Below are 20,364 nucleotides of genomic sequence, written 5' to 3'. Positions count from 1 at the left end.
GCCCGACAGACCCGGATGACAGGACAGACCATGGCCCAGACCGCCGAAAAACCCCGTTCCTTCCAGGAAATCATCCTCAGGCTCCAGAGCTACTGGGCCGCGAAAGGCTGCGCGATCATGCAGCCCTACGACATGGAGGTTGGCGCTGGCACTTTCCACCCGGCGACGACGCTGCGGTCGCTTGGGTCGAAGAACTGGGCCGCGGCCTATGTGCAGCCGTCGCGCCGTCCCACGGATGGCCGTTATGGCGAGAACCCGAACCGGTTGCAGCATTATTACCAGTACCAGGTGTTGATCAAACCCTCGCCGCCGGACCTGCAGGACCTGTATCTCGGTTCGCTCGAGGCGATCGGCATCGACATGGAAATGCATGACATCCGCTTTGTTGAGGATGACTGGGAAAGCCCGACGCTGGGCGCCTGGGGCCTGGGCTGGGAGGTCTGGTGCGATGGCATGGAAGTGTCGCAGTTCACCTATTTCCAGCAGGTTGGCGGCCATGATTGCCACCCGGTATCCGGAGAACTGACCTATGGCCTGGAGCGCCTTGCCATGTACGTTCTGGGCATCGACCACGTGATGGACATGCCCTACAACGACCCGCAGGCGCCGATCGCGCTGAAATACGGCGACGTCTTCCGCCAGACGGAAGAGGAATATTCGCGCTGGAATTTCGACGTCGCCAACACCGACGTGTTGTTGAAGCATTTCGAAGAGGCCGAGGCCGAATGCCAGGCGATCCTGTCACAGGACCACGAGGATCCGAAGACCGGCAAGCGCATCGTCATGGCCCATCCGGCCTATGACCAGTGCATCAAGGCGTCTCACCTGTTCAACCTGCTCGATGCGCGGGGCGTGATCTCGGTCACGGAACGCCAGGCCTATATCGGCCGGGTGCGCGCGCTGGCCAAGCAATGCGCCGATGCCTTCGTGCAGACAGAGGCTGGCGGCTGGACGCCGGAACTGGCCTAGCGGGAAGGGCAGGGCGCCATGGACCACAAGACCGACTACAAGCTGAAAGAGCGTATCCGCTTCAAGCTGAAGCGCTATCTTCCGGGAGACGAGGGCGCGCTGAACGCGCGTTTTGATCGCTGGTCGCGCTGGCGCAAGACCGAGGCGCGGTTCAAGGCGGCGCAGGCCGCCACCGAGGGCAAGGTCGCAATCGATCTGGGCGCCAATATCGGTGAATTCACCAAGGTGCTGGCCGAAAAGGCATCCTTCGTCTACGCCTTTGAACCCGATCCCTGGACGGCGGACCTGTTGCGCCGCAACACCGCGCATCTGTCCAACGTCGAAGTGGTCGAGGCTGCGGCAAGCGACAAGCCCGGCAAGATGCAGATCTTCCGCCATCGCGATTACGCCGACAATCCCGAGGGACTGTCGCAAAGCTCCACTCTCGTGCCAGACAGCCCCGATATCGACGGTGCCACCCCGGTGGCCGAGGTCGAAGTGATCGACTTCATGGCTTTCCTGCGGGACCGCGATCTTCAGGTCGGCATCATGAAGGTGGATATCGAAGGCGGAGAGATCGCGTTGATGAACGCGCTTTTCGACAGCCCCGAGCGGGACCGTGTCGATTATGTCTTCTGCGAAACCCACGAAGTGAACTACCCCAAGATGCGCGCTGATTTCCGCGCTCTGCGCAAGCGTGCCAAGGGGGTTCAGCGGCCCGTGGTCAATCTGGATTGGCTCTGATGGGAAAGTTTCTGGCAGCTCTGATCGTCGTCTGTGCCCTCGCGGCGGGGGGCGGTATCTATTACCTGCAGGTCTACGGCTATTACGAGCGGATCGAGGCGCAAGGCGATGACGTCGTGCTGACCCGCGCGGATGGCGTGACCGAACCGCTGCCAATCTCCGATTTCGAGGCGATAGACGCGGACAGTTCTCCGATCCGCTACCGGGCCTGCTTCACGACACCGCTTACGCTGGACGAGGCCACGGCCACCTATGCGGATTACCCGCGGGCCGAACCGCTCAACGCACCGGGATGGTTTGAATGTTTCGACGCCGAAGAGATCGGCGAAGCGCTGGAAGATGATGACGCCCGGGCCTTCCTGTCGGTGGAGAACATCCATTACGGGATCGACCGGATCGTCGCGATCTTCCCGGACGGGCGCGGTTATGTCTGGCATCAGATCAACGCCTGCGGCGAGGTCGTGTTCGACGGACAGCCCGCGCCTGAAGGCTGCCCGCCACCGCCTTCGGAATAAGGCTCTTCGTTCACACGGGGCTCACGAATTCGGGAACCGGATCACCCCGCGGGACATTGGTCGCAAAAGGCCTCGCCAAGCTGGGGTCGCCACCGATCCCGAGAGGAGAGCCCCCATGTCCCAATCCCGTGCCCCCGCCTGGGTCGTTCCGATGATGCGTGTCGGATACAGTGCCCGAGGTTTCACCTACATCCTGCTGGGCGGCCTTGTCGTGTCGGCGGCCCTGACCGGCGGGCAGGCCGGCGGTACCGGTACGGCGCTTGCCTCGCTCAAGGGTGAGCCCTTCGGCAACGCGATCCTGTTTGCGCTGTCGGCCGGTCTGGTCGCCTACGCGCTGTGGCGTTTCATATGCGCGGGGATGGACCTCGAGCGCCGTGGTCATGATGGCGAGGGCGTGATTGCCCGCTTGGGTCAGGCCTTTTCCGGCGCGGTCTATGCCGGTCTGGCGGTCACTGCAGCGCGACTGGCCATGGGTTCGGGCGGGTCCGGCGGCGGGCAGGGGACACAGACGCTGGCCTCCTGGCTGCTGCAACAGCCCATGGGAAAGTGGCTGGTCATCGGGGCCGGGGTCATCACCATCGGCGCAGGCGGCTATTACGGCGTCAAGGCGCTGAAGGAAAAGTACAAGGAAAACATGCGCGCGACCCCGACAAGCGAGAAGCTTGACCCGATGGTGAAGGCCGGTCTGATCGCCCATGGCATCGTCATCGCGATCATCGGCGGGTTCCTCTGCTATGCCGGCTGGACGTCGGATCCGAGCGACGCGCAGGGCATGACCCAGGCGTTTGAGGCCGTGCGCAGCCAACCTCACGGTCAATTGCTGCTGGCCGTGCTGGGCGTCGGCCTGCTGGGCTTTGCGGTCTATTGCTTTGTCGAGGCGCGCTATCGCATCGTCCCGGCTCGCGCGGGCGACGACGTGCAGACACTGGCGACCAAGGCGAAGGCGAAGGCCCGGCGCGAGGGGCATCGAGTGGCCAGCCAGGTCGGCTGAGCCCTTGCCGCGTGCATAGTTCAGGGAATTTTGCCGCCCTCTATGGACGCTCCTGCCCGGCTTAGGTATGCCCTCCGGCAACAGGGCGCGGAGCCGCGATCGGTTCCGCGCCGCACGCTTGGCTGGATGGACTGATATGCCCGATCTTCTGATCGAACTCTTCTCCGAAGAAATCCCTGCGCGGATGCAGGCGCGCGCCGCCGAGGACCTGAAGGCGCGTGTGACCGATGGCCTGGTCGAGGCCGGTCTGACCTATGCCGGTGCTGCAGCCTTCCACACGCCCCGCCGCCTGGCCTTGGCCGTCGACGGATTGCTGTCCGACTCTCCGACGCTGAGGGAAGAGCGCAAGGGCCCCCGCACCGATGCGCCCGAGAAGGCGATCGAGGGCTTCCTGCGTGGCGCGGGTGTCACCCGCGAGGACCTTCAGGTGCGCGACGACAAGAAGGGTGAGGTCTACTTCGCGGTGATCGAAAAACCGGGCCGTCCCGCCGCCGATATCGTGGCAGAGGTGCTTTCCTCGGTTATTCGCAATTTCCCTTGGCCAAAGTCGATGCGTTGGGGCAATTCCCGTCTGAAATGGGTGCGTCCGCTCCACTCCATCCTCTGCATTCTCAGCGATGAATCCGGTGCGACCGTCGTGCCGATGGAGGTTGAAGGCCTGAGCACGACTGACACGTCCGAAGGCCACCGCTTCATGGCGCCAGGCCGTTTTTCCGTCACGAATTTCGAGGGTTACGCGGCAGAGCTGAAGCGCCGCTCGGTGATCCTGGACGCACAGGAACGGGCCGACCATATCTGGCAGGATGCCACCAACCAGGCCTTCGCCGCCGGGTTGGAAGTTGTCGAGGACAAGGGGCTCTTGTCCGAGGTTGCCGGCCTTGTCGAATGGCCCGTCGTGCTGATGGGCGAGATCGGCGCCGACTTCCTGGACCTGCCGCCCGAGGTGCTGCAGACCTCCATGAAAGAGCATCAGAAATTCTTCTCTGTGAAGAATCCGAAGACCGGGCGGATCGAGCGGTTCATCACCGTCGCGAACCGCGAAACCCGCGATGACGGGGCGACGATCCTGGCAGGGAACCAGAAGGTTCTGGCGGCGCGCCTGTCGGATGCGAAGTTCTTCTGGGAAAACGACCTGCGGATTGCCAAGGCGGGCATGACCGCCTGGACCGAACAGCTGACCAATGTGACCTTCCACAATCGCCTTGGCTCTCAGGCGGAGCGGATCGACAGGATTGCCGCACTGGCGCGGGACCTGGCCCCGGTGATGGGCGCCGATGCCGATCTGGCAGAGCAGGCGGCGCGCCTGGCCAAGGCCGACCTGTCCTCGGAAATGGTCTATGAGTTCCCGGAACTTCAAGGGCTTATGGGCCGCTACTACGCCGAGGCGGCGGGCCTGCCTGATGCGGTCGCCGCCGCCGCGCAGGACCATTACTCGCCGCTGGGGCCGACCGATGCCGTGCCCGAGGCCGCAGTGTCGCGCATCGTGGCGTTGGCCGACAAGATCGACACGCTGACCGGGTTCTGGGCCATCGACGAGAAGCCCACCGGGTCGAAGGATCCGTTCGCATTGCGCCGGGCCGCGCTTGGCGTGATCCGCATCCTTTTGGACTCGCAGGCGAGGTTGCCGCTGGACCAGTATTTCGACCTGCAACTGGTGCGCCACAACATCAAGCTGAACGACGATGCCGGCGACACCCAGCTTTCGGCGCTCAAGGCGCTGGTGGACGAGATCGCCGAACATGGCGTCTTTGGTGCCGCCCTGCGCGCGATCCGCGACAAGGTCGACGGCGAAGCGCCGCTGCTTGCGCGGCTGGAGACCGAGGTGCCGGATGCCTCGACCGACCTGCTGTCCTTCTTCCATGACCGTCTGAAAGTGCATCTGCGCGACGAGGGGCTGCGTCATGACGTGATCGACGCCTGCCTCGCGCGTCCGGGAAGCGATGATATCGTTCTGCTGGTCGCCCGTGCCCAGGCCCTCGGCGCCGTTCTGAAGACCGAGGACGGGGAAAATCTGGTTCAGGGCTTCAAACGCGCCAACAACATCCTTGGCCAGGCCGAGGAGAAGGACGGTGTCGCGTATGAATTCGGGGCCGACCCGAAATTTGCCGAGGACCCGACCGAGACCGCACTGTTCGACGCGCTGACCGATGCCAAACCGCGGATCGATGCAGCACTGGCAGCCGAGGATTTCGCAACCGCGATGTCTGCAATGGCCGGCCTGCGCGGGCCGATCGACGCCTTTTTCGAGGCTGTGCAGATCAATGCCGACAATGATGTGGTGCGCCGTAACCGTTTGAATTTGTTGTCGACGATCCGCTCGACTTGCCTGTCGGTCGCCGATCTGACGCGTCTGGAGGGCTGATCCCGGCCCTTCAAACCTTTTCCTTGCTCCATGGAACAAGCGGCGTATTCTGCCCCGACCAGAAGGACCGCCGCAGTGCAGCAAAAGACGTCGAACCCGACCCTGATCACCGAAACCGCGCCGATCGCGACGAGCAGCCATGGCGGGCGGGCGAAATGTCTGCAGCGCCTTGTCCGGCTTGATCTTCCCGTGCCGCGCACGGTCGCGCTGTCCTTCGCGCAAGTCCATGATATCGCTGCTGGAAAGCTCCCCGATATGGCAGAGCTTTTGGGCCATTTCGGAGAGCAGCCGCTGCTTTGCGTCCGGCCGTCTTCCGAAGATCCGGACTGGGGCGGGCCCGGGGCCGTTCTGAATGTCGGCATGAACGACGCGCTTTATGTCGACATGTGCGATCGGATCGGAGTGGAGGCGGCCACGTCTCTCTATATCCGCTTCGTTCAGGGCTATTCGACTCACGTGGCGCGGCTTGATCCGGACATGTTCGACGAATTGCCGATGACGGGCCGCGAGGCCCTTCAACAGGCGCTGTCGGCCTATGAGGACGAAACTGAAGAACCCTTCCCGCAGGATCCTGCGGTTCAACTTAGCGGCGTTCTGCGCTCCATGGCGCGGGCATGGGAAGGCACGACGGCGCGGCTGTTGCGCCAGGCCAAGGGCGCGCCGGCAGATGCGGGGCTGGGTTTGGTCGTGCAGGAGATGGCGATCGGGCTGGGCAAGGGCGAATGCGGGTCCGGGGTGATCCAGCTCGTCAGCTCTGCCACCGGGCTGCCGAAGATCACCGGACGGTATCGTAGCCAGAGCCAGGGGCGTGAGGCTCTGCGCAAGGAAGGCCAGTCGATCTACCTGGCAAAGGACCCGCGCGGTCCCTCGCTTGAGGAACTGGCACCGGAGGCTTTCGCCCAGCTGATCGAGTGCACCAAGCTGATGCGCCGGAAGCTGCGCGAGGAGATGCAGACCGAGTTCACCATCGAAAACGGCCAAGTCCATGTGCTGGACGGGGTGCGCATCAACCGAAGCTCTCGCGCTGCGGTTCGGATTGCCGTGTCGCTGGCCGATGACAAGGTGATCCCGCCCGAAGAGGCGATTTTGCGGGTCGAACCGCGCGCGCTGAACGAGATGCTTCACCGCCAAGTGGACCCGGATGCCGAACGCGTGGTGATTGCCCGCGGCATTGCGGCCAGCCCGGGCGCTGCATCGGGCAAGATCGTGTTTTCGGCCGCCGCGGCCCAGGCCTCGGCCGCGCGGGACGAGGCCTGCGTGCTGATCCGTCGGGAGACCACCCCGGAAGACATCCGCGGCATGCATGCCGCTGTCGCCGTCGTGACTGAGAGGGGAGGGGTGACCAGCCACGCTGCCGTGATCGGTCGCGGCCTGGGGCTACCCTGCGTCGTCGGGGCGTCGGACCTGGTGTTCAACGTGAAACGCAAATGCGTGACGACGCCGGATGGACGTACCTTCCGCGAGGGCGACCAGATCACCGTCGATGGCACCAACGGGCAGGTTCTGGACGGGGCCGCGCCGCTGCTTGAAGCGGCGCAGGACGACGCGTTTCAGACGCTGATGACCTGGGCGGACGCGTTTCGCGATATCGGGGTTCGGGCCAACGCCGACACGCCGGCGGATGCCAAGCAGGCCCGCGATTTCAAGGCCGAGGGGATCGGCCTGTGCCGGACGGAGCACATGTTCTTCGAGGCCGACCGTCTGACCGTGATGCGCGAGATGATCTTTGCCTCACGCTCTGCCGACCGGCGGGCGGCGCTGGATCAGCTTCTGCCGATGCAGAAGGCCGACTTCCTTGAACTGTTCCGGATCATGCAGGGTCATCCGGTCTGCATCCGCCTGTTCGACCCGCCGCTGCATGAATTCCTGCCCAACACGCGGGACGGTATGCGCTCGCTTGCGGAATCGCTGGACCGGCCTTTGTCCGAAGTGACCCACCGGGTGGAGGAACTGGCCGAACACAACCCGATGCTCGGGATGCGTGGTGTGCGACTGGGCATCACCATGCCCGAAATCTACGACATGCAGGCCCGCGCGATCTTCGAGGCGACGCTGGAGGCAAGCCGCGAAGGCGCGCTGGTCGTGCCGGAGATCATGATCCCGCTGGTGTCGGCGAAACGCGAAGTCGAACTGGTCAAGACGCGGGTCGAAACCGTTGCCGCCGAGGTGCGGACCGCCACGGGACGGGATTTCGACTACCGGCTGGGCGTGATGGTCGAGACCCCGCGCGCCGCGCTCCGCGCCGGTGAAATCGCGCCCCACGCGGCCTTCCTGTCTTTCGGCACCAACGACCTGACCCAGATGACTTACGGCCTGTCGCGCGACGATGCGGGGCGGTTCATGAAAGAGTATGTCCAGCAGGGCGTTTTCGTCGAAGATCCGTTCCACCGTCTGGACGCCGACGGCGTCGGAGAACTGTTGCAGATGGGAGCCAGCCGGGGCCGCGAAGCGCGAAAGGATCTTGTGCTTTCCATCTGTGGTGAACACGGAGGCAACCCCGAATCAATTGCCTTCTGTCGCAAGGCAGGGTTCGACTATGTCAGCTGTTCCCCCTTCCGCGTGCCCGTCGCGCGGCTTGCTGCAGCCCAGCTATGCGTAAGAGACAAGTTGGGCGAAACGGATTGATGTAAAAGGGAAAACGCCCGGCACACTTTCTGGTTCCGGGTTAACATTCGAGTAAGTGTGATCAGTCAGAAGACCCCCCGACTGGACCGTCGCGATCATTTCCGCTAGGCGACGTTTCATTAAGGTTAAAGGGACGCCGGAACATACGGGGCCGTAGACAATGAGAATTGGTATCTTGCTGGGGGCATTTTTGATGCTCGCGAGCGCCGCCGCCGCGGAAAACACCGCGGATGACATCGCCAGTGCTGAAAAAATGGGCCTCAACGCCATGGGGTCCGACAAGCTTGCGTCGCTGCTGGATACCAGCGCGATCCGCGAGATTCGGCCCAAGGCGCGCAAGACGCAGAAGATCGACTACTCCCGCAAATGGCTTTCCAAACAGCCGAAGGCGTCGCTGACCGAGCAGGCGTCGTGCCTCGCGGAGGCGCTTTACTTCGAGGCGCGCGGCGAAAGTGTTGTCGGGCAGTTCGCGGTGGCAGAGGTCATCATGAACCGTGTCGACAGCCCGTCCTTCCCCAACTCGATCTGCGGCGTGATCCACCAGGGAACCGGGCGCAAGTACGCGTGCCAGTTCACCTACACCTGCGATGGTCACCCCGAACATATCGGTGAACCGGCGGCCTATGCGCAGGTCTCCAAGGTGGCCAGCCTGATGGCCCGTGGTGCGGATCGTCCGCTGACCGACGGGGCTACCTACTACCACACTCATAACGTGTCGCCGTCCTGGGCCCGCAAGTTCGCCCGCACGACGACCATTGGCGTGCACCACTTCTACCGCCGCCACACCCGCCTGTCCCAGAACTGACGACACGGCAATTGCCGCAAACGGGCGCTGCGATGCCGCGCCTCCCTTTGCCATTCCCCGTCCACCGATGTATCCCGCCCGCAAGACGGACGGGAGGGGTTCCATGAGCGACCGCGTTTCACAGGCTTTCGGCCATCCGATCGAACGCGCGGAAGCGCTGGCCGGGGCCGAGCCGCGGGACAGGATTTCTCTGCGCGACTACATCACCGAAGTTGAGATCGGGGCGTTCCAGGCGGAACGCGGCCACACGCAACGGCTGCGGTTCAACGTGGTGGTCGAAGTCGTCTCGGCCGATCAGCCGATTGCCGACGACGTGGATCGCATCCTGTCCTACGACAAGGTGACCGAGGCGATCGAGGCCGAGCTGAGTGAAGAACGTCTGAACCTGCTTGAAACGCTGGCCGAGCGTGTCGCCGCCCGTATCCTGATCGAACCACAGGCCGAGCGCGTCTTCGTGCGGATCGAGAAACTAGATCGCGGGGCAGGGGCTCTGGGGGTCGAGATCATGCGCAGCGCCGAGGATGCGCAGCCGCTTGCCCCGGAACAGCAGGGGCACGCCATACCGCCCCGCATCGTGTTCCTTGGTAATGCCGCGATCATGGCAGAGGGCCTGTCGGCCTGGCTGGACGGGATGACGGCACAGGAGGTTCCACTGATCCTCGCCTGTGGTCCGTCCGAACTGCCTGCACCGCAATCCGCGGCCGCCCTGGCCCAAAGGCGGATCGACCTTCTGGCGATCGAACAGAACGCCTGGGTGCTGGCCGGACGCGACCGGCGCTGCGTTGTCGTCAACAGCCGCACAGAGCTCGACTGGGCGATGAAGAACGGCCAAGTGAGCGTCTGGGCGCCGTCCAAGATGGTTCTGGACGCGGTGGACGGTCCGGCTGTGTCGGCCGGACCTTCCGAGTTGGCCTATTGGCTGGCGCAGGAATTGGAGGCGGCAGAGCTTGTCCTGACCGAAGGCGATGTGGCCGACGCCGATGCCGTCCCCGTCCGCCATCTGGCGCCGGAGGTCATGGCGTGAGCTGGTTCCGCCCGATTGTTACCGCCGGAACTGATCCGGTTGGCTTGCCGCTGGCCGGACAGGCCCATGCGCGGTTTGCCTCTGTCGAACCGATCCGCGCCGAACACCGTGGCCATGTCATGCCGTCCGAGGCGCTACCCGAGACGCATCAGGCCCGGTTGAGCACTGTACGCTCCGATATCTGCGGTCTGTCGATGGATCGCCCCCGTGTCATGGCGATCCTGAACGTGACCCCTGACAGTTTCTCGGACGGCGGAGATCATTCGGGGCTGGATGCGGCGGTCATCCAGGCTCGTCGTCTGGCCGAAAGCGCGGACATCCTGGATATCGGCGGCGAATCCACGCGGCCCGGAGCCGAAGAAGTGCCGGTAGACGAGGAAATCCGCCGGACCGTCCCGGTGATCGAGACATTGCGCGCCGCGGGCATCAGCCTTCCCATCAGTATCGACACCCGGAAGGCGGCGGTGGCACGGGCCGCGCTGGCGGCCGGGGCCGACATGGTCAACGATGTCTCGGCCCTCGGGTTCGACCCGGAGATGGCTCCGTTTGTTGCCGAAAGCGGAGTGCCGGTCTGCCTCATGCATGCCTCTGGCACGCCGGACGTGATGCAGCAGGACCCGCGATATGCAGATGTTCTGGTCGAGGTGCTGGAGGCGCTGGAGGCGCGGGTTGAGGTTGCCGAGCGGGCGGGAATCGAGCGCAGCCGGATCATCGTTGATCCGGGCATTGGATTTGGCAAGCGCTTGCCCCATAACCTGACCTTGTTGCGGGGGCTGTCGGCCTTTCACGATCTGGGCTGTCCGGTGCTTCTGGGCGCGTCGCGCAAACGCTTCATCGGCACGATCGGCGGGGCAGAGGACGCGAAGACGCGCATGCCGGGATCGCTGGCCGTGGCCCTGATGGCGGCGGCGCAGGGGGCGCAGATCATCCGGGTGCATGACAGCGCGGAGACCGCTCAGGCCCTGCGGCTGCACCTGGCCATGACGGCCGGATACGAAGAAAAGGACGCATGATGCGGGAATTGTTCGGAACCGATGGGGTGCGTGGCCGCGCCAATTCACATCCCATGACGGCAGAGCTGGCCCTGAAGATCGGGGCGGCTGCGGGTCGGTATTTCCGCCGTGATCAAAGCCGCGCGCATCGCGTGGTGATCGGCAAGGATACCCGCCTGTCCGGGTACATGTTCGAGAACGCGCTGACGGCGGGTCTGACCTCGACCGGCATGAACGTGCTGTTGCTGGGGCCGGTGCCGACCCCCGCGGTTGGGTTGCTGACCTCGTCGATGCGGGCCGATCTGGGCGTCATGATCTCTGCAAGTCACAATCCGGCCGAGGATAACGGGATCAAGTTTTTCGGCCCCGACGGCTTCAAGCTGTCGGACGAGGCCGAGACGACGATCGAGGCGCTGGTGCGCGATGGTGTCGAACCGGCCCAGGCCGCGAATATCGGGCGGGCCAAGCACATCTACGACGGCCGATTCCGGTATAATGAACGATTGAAGACCACGCTGCCCTATGGAATGCGCCTCGACGGGATCAAGATCGTCATCGATTGCGCCAATGGCGCGGCCTATCGCACGGCGCCTGAAGTCCTATGGGAACTGGGCGCCGACGTCGTGCCGGTCGGCGTGGACCCGAACGGGTTCAACATCAACGCGAAATGCGGATCGACCCATCCGGACGTGGCCGCCCAGGCGGTCGTCGCCCATGGCGCGGATATCGGTATCTGCCTCGATGGCGATGCGGACCGTGTGATTTTGATCGACGAGACCGGCACTATTGCCGACGGCGACCAGATCATGGCCCTGCTGGCCCGGCGCTGGTCCGAACAGGGCCGGCTGAAGGGCGGGGCGCTGGTGGCGACCGTGATGTCGAACCTGGGCCTGGAGCATTTCCTGCGCGGCCATGGCCTGCGCCTGGAGCGGACCAAGGTTGGTGACCGCTACGTGGTCGAACGGATGCGCGAGGGTGGCTTCAACCTGGGCGGTGAGCAATCGGGTCATATCGTGATGACCGACTACGCGACGACCGGGGATGGCCTGATGGCCGCCTTGCAGGTTGTCGCGGACATGGTGCAGACCGGCCAGAAAGCATCGGAGCTGGTGAAACAATTCGACCGCGTGCCGCAGATGCTGAGCAATGTGCGTTTCTCGGAAGGTGCGCTGCCGCTGGAGGCCGATGACGTTCGTGCCGCGATCGAGGTCGGGGAAAAGCGGCTGGCCGGGCGGGGACGTCTGGTGATCCGCAAGTCTGGGACCGAACCGCTGATCCGGGTCATGGCGGAATGCGACGACGAGACCCTGATGCGCGAGGTCGTGGACGAGATCTGCGCAGCCGTGCAGGCCGTTGCCTGAGGGTGGCGGAGGCTGATCCGCCTCCGCCCATGGTTATCGCCGCAACTGGTGGTGCAGGATGATCGGCACGACCAGGTCTTCTTCGTCCGACAGATGCCTGTCCAGCAAGGCCGCGATGTCGCGGGCGCTGTCATGCACCTCTGGCACCTCGGGCGACATGTCGGCTGGTGACAGTTGCGCCAGTTGCACGACGCGATTGGCCGAGCGGGTGAACCTTTCAAGCGTCGCGTCGAGCGCGGTGTGATCGGCCTCCAACAGGTCGAGGCCGGGGATCAGGTTACGCTCTGCCGCGCCAAGCTCGGGAAAGAACTTGGTATCCTCCCAATGGTGGTGGCCATGCAAGTTTCGCACCAGCACATGACCGTATTTGGCCAGGCGCGCGGCGTAGTCCTGATCGTCGAGACGGCGGTCGAGGTAAGCCTCCGTGTCGTCCAGCACATAGCCCGACAGGGCGCGAAAGGTTTCATGGGCGCCCATCCAGTTGCGGACGGAGCGGGCGAAGTTCGGGTGATCCGGCCAAGTGTCGCGCGGATAGGCCCGAAGCAGAACCTGCATCTCGTCCGGCAGGCCCTGTCTGAGAGGGATCGTGTGGGTCATGCGGCGGATATGGAGAGTGATAGGAGGCGTTACAGCATAACAAATCGACTGGCCGCCATGTGCGTTCGGTATAGTTAATCTTAAGCTTCTCCGCGCAGGCTGCCGGAAGTTTAGGCGGTTCTCAACGATATCGAGGGGCTGGGCCGCCGGGCGATACCATATGTCGTCGCCTCTCTGGCCAGACGTCCGCTTTTGCTGCACCTTTGTGGCAAGGGGGGAACCATCCGCGAAGGAGGCCCTCTGATGTGCCTGACAACCGAAGCTCTACTTCTTTTCCTCAACCTGCTTCCACAGGACATAGTGGTGATGGGCGAGGACCGGATCGTCGTAAAGGCGGAAACCCGCGACGCGATCTGGATTTCCAACGGCGAGAAATGGTGCACCGACGCACCCAAGATCGACGCGGCCTATCGGCTGAAGCCGGGCGTCGACATCTGAAACCGGTCGGACCGCGCCGCGGTCATCCGGACAAAAAAACGGCCCCTTGCGAGGCCGTTTCGATCTTGTGATGCGATTGTGTCGCGGGATCAGTTCTTTTCCTTGTCGACCATCTTGCCGGCCGAGATCCAGGGCATCATCTCGCGCAGCTTTTCACCGACTTGTTCGATCTGGTGTTCGTCGTTCAGGCGGCGGGTGCCCTTGAAGAAGGGCTGGCCAACGGCATTTTCCTGCATGAAGTCACGCACGAACTTGCCGGTCTGGATGTCGCGCAGGATTGCCTTCATCGACGCCTTGGTTTCGTCGTAGGGCAGGACGCGCGGGCCGGACACGTATTCGCCGTACTCGGCGGTGTTCGAGATCGAGTAGTTCATGTTCGCGATGCCGCCTTCGTAGATCAGGTCCACGATCAGCTTCACTTCGTGCAGGCACTCGAAATAGGCCATTTCCGGTGCGTAGCCGGCTTCGACCAGGGTTTCGAAGCCCATGCGGATCAGCTCGACCAGGCCACCACAGAGAACGGCCTGCTCACCGAAGAGGTCGGTTTCGCATTCTTCACGGAAGTTGGTTTCGATGATGCCCGAGCGGCCGCCACCGATGGCAGAGCAATAGGACAGGCCCAGTTCCAACGCCTTGCCGGAGGCGTCCTGGTGGACGGCCACGAGGCAGGGCACGCCGCCGCCCTTGGTGTATTCGCCGCGCACGGTGTGGCCGGGGCCCTTGGGGGCCATCATGATGACGTCGACGCCGGGCTTCGGCTCGATCAGGCCGAAATGCACGTTCAGGCCGTGGGCGAAGGCAATGGCAGCGCCTTCCTTCAGGTTGTCGTGGACGTATTTCTTGTAGGTCTCGGCCTGAAGTTCATCGGGCATGGTGAACATGATCAGGTCGCACCAGGCCGCGGCCTCGGCGATGCCCATGACCTGCAGGCCCTCTGCTTCGGCCTTCTTGGCGGAGGCGGAGCCTTCGCGCAGGGCAACGACGAGGTTCTTGGCGCCGCTGTCGCGCAGGTTCAGCGCATGGGCGTGGCCTTGGGAGCCGTAGCCCAGGATGGCAACCTTCTTGTCCTTGATGAGATTGATGTCGCAGTCGCGGTCGTAGTAAACGCGCATGATCTTTCCTCCGAAATGGCCGCCGGGGTCGGCGGGATGGCGGCAGAATAGAAGGTTCTGCGGGAAACGCCTTTCAATCGTCGCGGTTTTTTGCGATTTTCCGGTAAATGTATTCACGTGTTGTAGGTTCGGTGAATGGATCATGCTTGACGATACGGATCGGCGCATACTCCGTCAGCTTCAGGCGGACCCGTCGCTGAGCGGTGCAGAATTGGCCGAACGGGCCGGGGTCACGCCTGCAACCTGCTGGCGGCGGCTGGAGCGGCTGCGCGAACGCGGCGTGCTGCGCGGTGCGCGGGCGGTAATCGACTGGCGGGCCCTTGGCTACGCTGTCGAGGTGTCGTTGCGGGTGACGCTGGACAAGACGGTGCCGCGCGCCTTCGACGAATTCGCGGCAGAGGCCCGGCAAATCCCCGAGGTGCTGGAGATCCAGACCTTCCTGGGGCAGGTGGATGTGCGGTTGGGGCTGATCGCCCGTGATCTGGAGCACTACCACGCGCTGTACCGGGACCGCATTCTGACGCTGCCGCATATCACCGACCTAGAGGCATTGATGCATGTGGCGCGGATCAAGACGGATGAGACGGTGCCCCTATGATCGAGCTGGACGATATCGACCGCGCCATCCTGCGTGCCCTGTCCGAAGAGGCGGGATTATCGGCCTCGGTCCTGGGCAAGCGAGTGGGCCTGTCTCAACCCGCCGCCTGGCGTCGGGTTCAGCGGCTGGAAGAGGCTGGGGTGCTGGCAGGCACGCGGCTGGACCTCGACCTGGCCAAGCTGGGCTTTGGCGTCACCGTCTTCCTGGGAGTGAAGCTGGGCACCAAGGGGCGCGTCAGCCTGGCCGATTTCGAGCGTGCCGTCAGCGCCATTCCCGAGGTCCAGACGGTAGAGCATGTCCTGGGCCTTTACGATTACCGGCTGCGCGTCACCGCGCGGGATATTGCGGATTTCGAACGGGTGCTGCGACGGCGGATCATGACGTTGCCGGGGGTCGGCAACGTGGATGCCAATGTCATGCTGTCGGAAGAGCGGCTATCCGGGCCGCTCTGACCCGGGTCAACTGGCGGGTTCGCCGCGCGCGCCCAAACCCATCTGCATCAGCATGCGCCGCACCGGGGCCGACCCATAGAGGGCCGACAGCCCCGCCGCCCGCAGGTCGCGCAAAGGCTGCAGCGACAATTGCGAAGCCCGGTTGAGCGCGTCGATCCCCATGGCGCGCAGGCGGACCTCCGTATGGCGGCGCTTTTCGAAAGCGTCGAGCATGGCGGCATTGCCCAGTCCTTCCGGGTCAGCCACGGCCAGATCGCGCAACACGCGCAGATCTCCGAGCGACATGTTCAGTCCCTGCGCGCCGATGGGCGGCACGACATGGGCGGCCTCCGCGATCAGGGCGATGCGCTGGCCGGCCATGTGGTCGGCAACCTGGGTGATGATCGGCCAGACGGTGCGCCGGGTGACGAGGGTCAGCGGGCCGAACAGGCCGCAGGACCTTTCCATCATCGCCGCCTCGAATTCTTCTTTCGAAAGCTTGGACAGGCGCAGGGCCTCCGGGCCGTCTTCCATCCACACGATGGCAGAGCAGGGCATGCCGTCGCGGTCGGGCAGGGGGACCAATGTGAAGGGCCCGCCGGAGCGATGGATTTCGGTCGACACGTTGTCATGCGGTATCGGGTGGGTGACGGCGAAGGCCAGCGCCTTCTGTCCGTAACGGGTGGTGCGTACGCCAATGCCCGCAGCCTCCCGCATTGGCGAGTTCCGGCCGTCGGCGGCAATGACCAACCGGCTGCGCAGACGTGTGCCGTCGCTCAGCCCGACCAGCGCCTCGCGTTCACGCGTCAGCAGGGTGGACGTCCCGGTTCCGGGGCGGAACTCCACGTTCGGAAGTTCTTCCAGTCGCGCCACCATCTCGCGGCGCAGCAACCAGTTGGGCAGGTTCCAACCAAACGGACCCGAGGAGATGTCAGCGGCGTCGAAATCCCGCACGACCCGCGGTTCGGGCGTTTCACCGCCGGCATCGACGATGCGCATGATCTGAAGCGGCGCCGCGTGATCGGACAGACGGTTCCACAAACCCGCATCTTCCAGAAGGGCGCGGGCGGGCTGCAGGAAAGCGGTGGTGCGCAGGTCTGCGCCCTCGGCCTCTCCCTCCGTCACTGGCGGGGCGGGGTCGCAGAGCAGGACGGAAAATCCGTGGCTGCCAAAGAGCGCGGCGGCGGTCAGGCCCGCGACGCCGCCGCCCGAAACGATGATATCCTTGTCGGTCATGACGTGCCTCCTGCCGTCTAGATACGTCCCACGACGTGCGGGGCAAAGCGGCAAAGCGTCCCGGTCTATTTGCCGACGGTGATCAGGATCAGCAAGGTGAAGATCACGGGCACCAGCGCAAGCGCGGTTAGCCCAAGTGCCACGAGTCCCCAGGTTTTCACCGCCAGGACGATCGCGGTCAGCACGATGACCACCGCGTACCAGATATTGCCGTGGAAATCCCGCGCCAAGTCGCGGGCGATCCAGCCGAGTATGGGCAGGCGATAGAGGGGATTGGAGGCAGGGGCAGGGATGTCGGACATGAGGGCTCCATCAACTATGATGCAGCCGAGATATGTCTTCTCCCCGGCGCCGGTAGGCGACATTGCGTCCCAGTGCGACCAGATATCTCAGACCAGCCGGGACAGGAACGCGGTCAGGTCGTCGGTGTGGTGGTGGATATGGTCCGCCTCGACCGGGCTTTCTGCCACATGCACGGTGCGCATCCCCTTGGCGTGTGGCACGGCGAGGTTGCGGGGGTCATCCTCGAACATCGCAGCGCGGTCGGATTGCAGGCCGTCCAGGGCAAAGATGCGTTCGAAAGCCTCGGGGTCGGGCTTGGGGTGATAGCCGGCTTCCTCGACACCGTAGATCGCGTCGAAGAGCCCACCCAGACCCCGGGCATCCACCACCTGTTCTGCGTAGGGCGCGGTGCCGTTGGTGAAGATGATCTTGCGCCCCGGCAGCGCGGCGATGTGGTCAGCCAGGGCAGGGTCCCGGTCCAGCCCGCTGAAGTCGATGTCGTGCACGTCGGTCAGGTAGGGCGTCGGATCCAGATCGTGGTTGCGCATCAGCCCCGCCAGCGTCGTGCCATGGTCGCGCCAGTAGTTGAGGCGCAAGGCATCGGCAGCGGGACGGTCGAGGCCGAGCGTCTCCATCACCCAGGCGGTCATACGGACCTCGATCTGATCGAAGAGCCGAGCGGAGGGCGGGTAGAGCGTGTTGTCCAGGTCAAAGACCCAGGTCGTCACATGTGAGAAATGGTCTCGGGGCATGGCGCGACGCTAGTGGGGCGCGACAAAGGGTGCAAGGGCTTGTGCTGGACGGCGGGGGCTGGGCGCGGATAGGGTGTCGCGACGCAACGAGGAACGCGAATGAAGCCGGCCCAGAAAGATGCCTATACCCTGATCCTGGAAGCGATCGACCACGGCGGGTTCAAGCCGGGTGATCGGCTCGTGGAAAGCGAGTTGGCAGAGCGGTTCGGCATGTCCCGCACGCCGATCCGCGAGGCGCTGCAGCGGCTGGAAACGCAATCCCTTCTCACCCGCGACGGGCGGTCCCTGATCGTGTCGTCGCTCGACCACAACCAACTGGCCGAGCTTTACGTCGTACGGACCGAGTTGGAGGCCCTGGCCGCTCGGCTGGCCGCCCGTCATGCCACGGACGAGGAAATGCGCGTTCTGCGCGACATGGTCGAAGCCGACCGAGCGCATCTTGGCGACCCGTCCGCACTGGCACGGGCCAACCGGCGTTTTCACAAGCAGATCCATCTGGCGTCGCACAACCGGTTCCTGGTGCAGCAGTTGGATATGGTGCACAGGTCGATGGCGCTCATGGCCTCGACGTCATTGGCAGCCGTGGGCCGGGACGAGGTGGCGCTGGCCGAACATGACGCGATCGTCCGCGCGATCGAGGCGCGGGACGAGGACAAGGCCGGGCAGGCCCTGCGCGATCACATTTCCAAGGCGTTCGTGACGCGGTTGAAGCTGGATTCGGGCGGCGTGTCGTCGGTCGAGTGATCGGCGTCGGGCAAGGAATGCCCGTGCTGGGTCTTGTCCCAGTAGAATGGGTTGAAGGCCAATTCGTAGAGCGCTTTCCACATCGCGAAACAGCCGAGTGGCCAATAGAATTGCAGGGTCGGTATCCAGTGCCAGAGGTGGCGATGCTGGGGCCGGTGCGTGCCCATAACGCTCAGGGTGACGGTCAGCATTTCTACGGCGATGAACATCCAAGCAATGCCGTGGATCCAGGACCGGTCCAGAACAGACAGCAACGGGTGCGGCATGCCGAACAGCATGAACCAGAACGACCACAGCAGCGGGGCCAAGGCGAATTGCGACAGGGCCGAAACGAAATGCACTTGGAACCCCATGAACCGCCACGCCCCGAGGTCGCGGTAAAGCTCCACCGGGTTGCGCATGTGCACGAGGTAGGTGACGAGGTATCCCTTCAGCCAACGTGAGCGCTGCTTGATCCAAGGGATCGTGCGGTTGTTGGCCTCTTCGCGGGTTGTCGTGTCGATCACCTCGGTGCGATATCCGGCACGGGCCAGGCGAAAGCCAAGATCGGCGTCCTCCGTTACGTTGTGGGCGTCCCAGGCGCCAAGTTCTTCAAGCTCCTTTCGCTTGAAGAAGAGGGTCGTGCCTCCCAAAGGCACGGCAAAGCCCAGCTTGGCCATGCCCGGCAGGACCAGCCGGAACCAGGTGTTGTATTCGATGGTAAAGCACCGGGCGAGCCAGTTGGACTTTGCATTGTAGAAATCCAATGCGCCCTGCAGGCACACCACGTCCTTGGGCGCATTGGCGAAATGAGTGGCCACCCGCAGCAACTGGTCCGGGTCGGGGGCATCTTCGGCGTCGTAAATGCCGATGATGTCGCCCTTGCAGAAATCGAGGGCGTAATTCATCGCCCTCGGTTTGGTCCGTGGTTGGCCATCCGGGACGACAACGACCCGCATCCAATTGGGAAGTATTGTCCGTTCAAGCACGTCTCGGGTGACGTCGTCCTCTTCCTCCAGGACCAAGATGACCTCAAGCTTGGAGAAAGGATAAACCAGCTGTTCCATGCGTTTGGCCAGCACTTCGGCGATCTGGCGTTCCCGGAACATGGGGACGAGGATCGAGATGGAGGGCAGTTCTGCCGCCGCGACCGTGCTGACATCCAGTCGCGTGTCGTTCCGGATCGTTCGATGGGCGATGGCCGACGTCAGCTTGAGCACAGATGCCACGAACAGCGTCAGGATCGTCCAACTGAGCACGGCCAGCAGTACGACCTCTGGGGCGTAGATCGTGATCGCGCCCAGGATCAGGGCGACGGCGGACAATTGCAGGATTCTCAGCCGCACCTTTGGTTTCCAGGACCGGCAGGAGTGACGAATATCCACACGCTGCGACATGTTCTCGGTCAGGACCTCGCGGTGTGCACTCGCAATCCGGTTCTGGATCGCAACGCGGGGCGCCAGAACCGGAATGATCAGGTGGATGCCCTCCGGTTCGAGCCGGCTGATTTCATCGCGGACCTTTTCGAAATCCTCTGGCCGTGAGGTGGCGATCCAGAGAATGTTTTCGTGCTGGCGCCACGGCAAGCAGGCGTGTTTCAGGCAGAATTGCGGGGACAGCATGTCGGACAGGGCGGCATCGGGCGGTGTCAGCTCCATCGACACGATTTGCAGGCCGGTTGCGCGGGACAGCGCGGACAGCAACCGGGCCTCTGAAATCTGACCCTCGGCAAAGCGTTCGCGGGCGCGGGCGATGCCATTGGCGCGGGCGGCGTCAACGGGTATCGGGTTGGCTGCAAATCGGGCGGGAGGTTCCCGAAGCATGCCGG

At 64.0% G+C, this 20,364-nt stretch carries 20 protein-coding genes; 14 read left to right on the top strand and 6 right to left on the bottom strand.

The annotated features are described in order from the left end of the window. Positions 1-30 precede the first annotated feature (30 nt). From ATO9_RS13680 to glmM, 10 genes are all read left to right on the top strand, one after another. On the top strand, positions 31-969 hold the full coding sequence (locus tag ATO9_RS13680) for a glycine--tRNA ligase subunit alpha (RefSeq protein WP_043750052.1): 939 nt from the start codon (positions 31-33) through the stop codon (positions 967-969). Between the two features lie 18 nt (positions 970-987). Then, entirely contained in the window at positions 988-1,692 is a 705-nt protein-coding gene (locus tag ATO9_RS13675; protein WP_043750049.1) for an FkbM family methyltransferase, read from the top strand. Beyond that, positions 1,692-2,207, top strand: a complete 516-nt coding sequence (locus tag ATO9_RS13670; RefSeq protein ID WP_043750046.1) for a DUF6446 family protein — start codon at positions 1,692-1,694, stop codon at positions 2,205-2,207. Before ATO9_RS13675 ends, ATO9_RS13670 begins: the two co-directional genes overlap by 1 nt. Positions 2,208-2,322: 115 nt before the next feature. Continuing rightward, positions 2,323-3,198, top strand: coding sequence for a DUF1206 domain-containing protein (locus ATO9_RS13665; protein WP_043750043.1), 876 nt, complete (start codon positions 2,323-2,325; stop codon positions 3,196-3,198). Between the two features lie 136 nt (positions 3,199-3,334). Beyond that, positions 3,335-5,560, top strand: a complete 2,226-nt coding sequence (glyS, locus tag ATO9_RS13660; protein ID WP_043750040.1) for a glycine--tRNA ligase subunit beta — start codon at positions 3,335-3,337, stop codon at positions 5,558-5,560. A gap of 30 nt (positions 5,561-5,590) precedes the next feature. Further along, on the top strand, positions 5,591-8,185 hold the full coding sequence (locus ATO9_RS13655; protein ID WP_081979580.1) for a putative PEP-binding protein: 2,595 nt from the start codon (positions 5,591-5,593) through the stop codon (positions 8,183-8,185). Positions 8,186-8,378: 193 nt separating this feature from the next. After that, positions 8,379-8,990: a cell wall hydrolase gene (locus ATO9_RS13650; RefSeq protein WP_238318762.1), complete on the top strand. Its 612-nt coding sequence runs from the start codon at positions 8,379-8,381 to the stop codon at positions 8,988-8,990. Between the two features lie 103 nt (positions 8,991-9,093). After that, positions 9,094-10,014, top strand: a complete 921-nt coding sequence (locus ATO9_RS13645; RefSeq protein ID WP_043750031.1) for a dihydroneopterin aldolase — start codon at positions 9,094-9,096, stop codon at positions 10,012-10,014. Then, the gene (gene folP, locus ATO9_RS13640) at positions 10,011-11,027 is read left to right on the top strand and encodes a dihydropteroate synthase (protein WP_043750030.1); all 1,017 of its coding nucleotides are present in this window, start codon (positions 10,011-10,013) and stop codon (positions 11,025-11,027) included. Before ATO9_RS13645 ends, folP begins: the two co-directional genes overlap by 4 nt. Then, positions 11,024-12,367: a phosphoglucosamine mutase gene (gene glmM / locus ATO9_RS13635; protein ID WP_043750027.1), complete on the top strand. Its 1,344-nt coding sequence runs from the start codon at positions 11,024-11,026 to the stop codon at positions 12,365-12,367. Before folP ends, glmM begins: the two co-directional genes overlap by 4 nt. 33 nt (positions 12,368-12,400) lie before the next feature. Here the strand turns inward: glmM and ATO9_RS13630 are convergent, their stop codons facing one another. Next, a complete protein-coding gene (locus ATO9_RS13630) occupies positions 12,401-12,964 on the bottom strand; it encodes a hemerythrin domain-containing protein (protein WP_043750024.1) in 564 nt (187 codons plus the stop codon). Between the two features lie 243 nt (positions 12,965-13,207). Between ATO9_RS13630 and ATO9_RS13625 the strand changes: the two genes are divergently transcribed. Beyond that, positions 13,208-13,402, top strand: a complete 195-nt coding sequence (locus ATO9_RS13625) for a hypothetical protein (protein WP_043750022.1) — start codon at positions 13,208-13,210, stop codon at positions 13,400-13,402. 89 nt (positions 13,403-13,491) lie between these two features. On the opposite strand, the gene ilvC is transcribed toward ATO9_RS13625, so the two are convergent. Then, complete coding sequence (gene ilvC / locus ATO9_RS13620; RefSeq protein WP_043750504.1) at positions 13,492-14,514, bottom strand: ketol-acid reductoisomerase; 1,023 nt, start codon at positions 14,512-14,514, stop codon at positions 13,492-13,494. A 142-nt stretch (positions 14,515-14,656) separates the two neighbouring features. On the opposite strand from ilvC, the gene ATO9_RS13615 reads away from it, so the two are divergent. Continuing rightward, positions 14,657-15,112, top strand: a complete 456-nt coding sequence (locus ATO9_RS13615) for an Lrp/AsnC family transcriptional regulator (RefSeq protein ID WP_043750019.1) — start codon at positions 14,657-14,659, stop codon at positions 15,110-15,112. Beyond that, on the top strand, positions 15,109-15,564 hold the full coding sequence (locus ATO9_RS13610; RefSeq protein WP_043750016.1) for an Lrp/AsnC family transcriptional regulator: 456 nt from the start codon (positions 15,109-15,111) through the stop codon (positions 15,562-15,564). Before ATO9_RS13615 ends, ATO9_RS13610 begins: the two co-directional genes overlap by 4 nt. A 6-nt stretch (positions 15,565-15,570) precedes the next feature. Here the strand turns inward: ATO9_RS13610 and ATO9_RS13605 are convergent, their stop codons facing one another. The 3 genes from ATO9_RS13605 to ATO9_RS13595 all read right to left on the bottom strand — a co-directional run bounded on the left by ATO9_RS13605 (position 15,571) and on the right by ATO9_RS13595 (position 17,813). Continuing rightward, positions 15,571-16,779 (bottom strand): UbiH/UbiF family hydroxylase, encoded by a 1,209-nt coding sequence (locus tag ATO9_RS13605; protein ID WP_043750014.1) that lies wholly within the window; start codon positions 16,777-16,779, stop codon positions 15,571-15,573. A gap of 65 nt (positions 16,780-16,844) precedes the next feature. Beyond that, positions 16,845-17,081 carry a hypothetical protein gene (locus tag ATO9_RS13600; RefSeq protein WP_043750010.1) on the bottom strand — a complete coding sequence of 79 codons (237 nt, stop codon included), beginning with the start codon at positions 17,079-17,081 and terminating at the stop codon, positions 16,845-16,847. Between the two features lie 87 nt (positions 17,082-17,168). After that, positions 17,169-17,813: a pyrimidine 5'-nucleotidase gene (locus ATO9_RS13595; protein WP_043750006.1), complete on the bottom strand. Its 645-nt coding sequence runs from the start codon at positions 17,811-17,813 to the stop codon at positions 17,169-17,171. Between the two features lie 99 nt (positions 17,814-17,912). Between ATO9_RS13595 and ATO9_RS13590 the strand changes: the two genes are divergently transcribed. Continuing rightward, a complete protein-coding gene (locus tag ATO9_RS13590; protein ID WP_043750003.1) occupies positions 17,913-18,557 on the top strand; it encodes a GntR family transcriptional regulator in 645 nt (214 codons plus the stop codon). Here ATO9_RS13590 and ATO9_RS13585 read toward each other — a convergent pair. Further along, entirely contained in the window at positions 18,491-20,359 is a 1,869-nt protein-coding gene (locus ATO9_RS13585; protein ID WP_238318761.1) for a glycosyltransferase, read from the bottom strand. The genes ATO9_RS13590 and ATO9_RS13585 overlap by 67 nt on opposite strands. Positions 20,360-20,364 lie beyond the last annotated feature (5 nt).

The sequence above is a fragment of the Pseudooceanicola atlanticus genome, assembly GCF_000768315.1.
GTDB lineage: Bacteria > Pseudomonadota > Alphaproteobacteria > Rhodobacterales > Rhodobacteraceae > Pseudooceanicola > Pseudooceanicola atlanticus.
The sequence above is the reverse complement of the archived record's forward strand: the minus strand, read 5'-3'. Positions and strand labels throughout refer to the sequence as shown.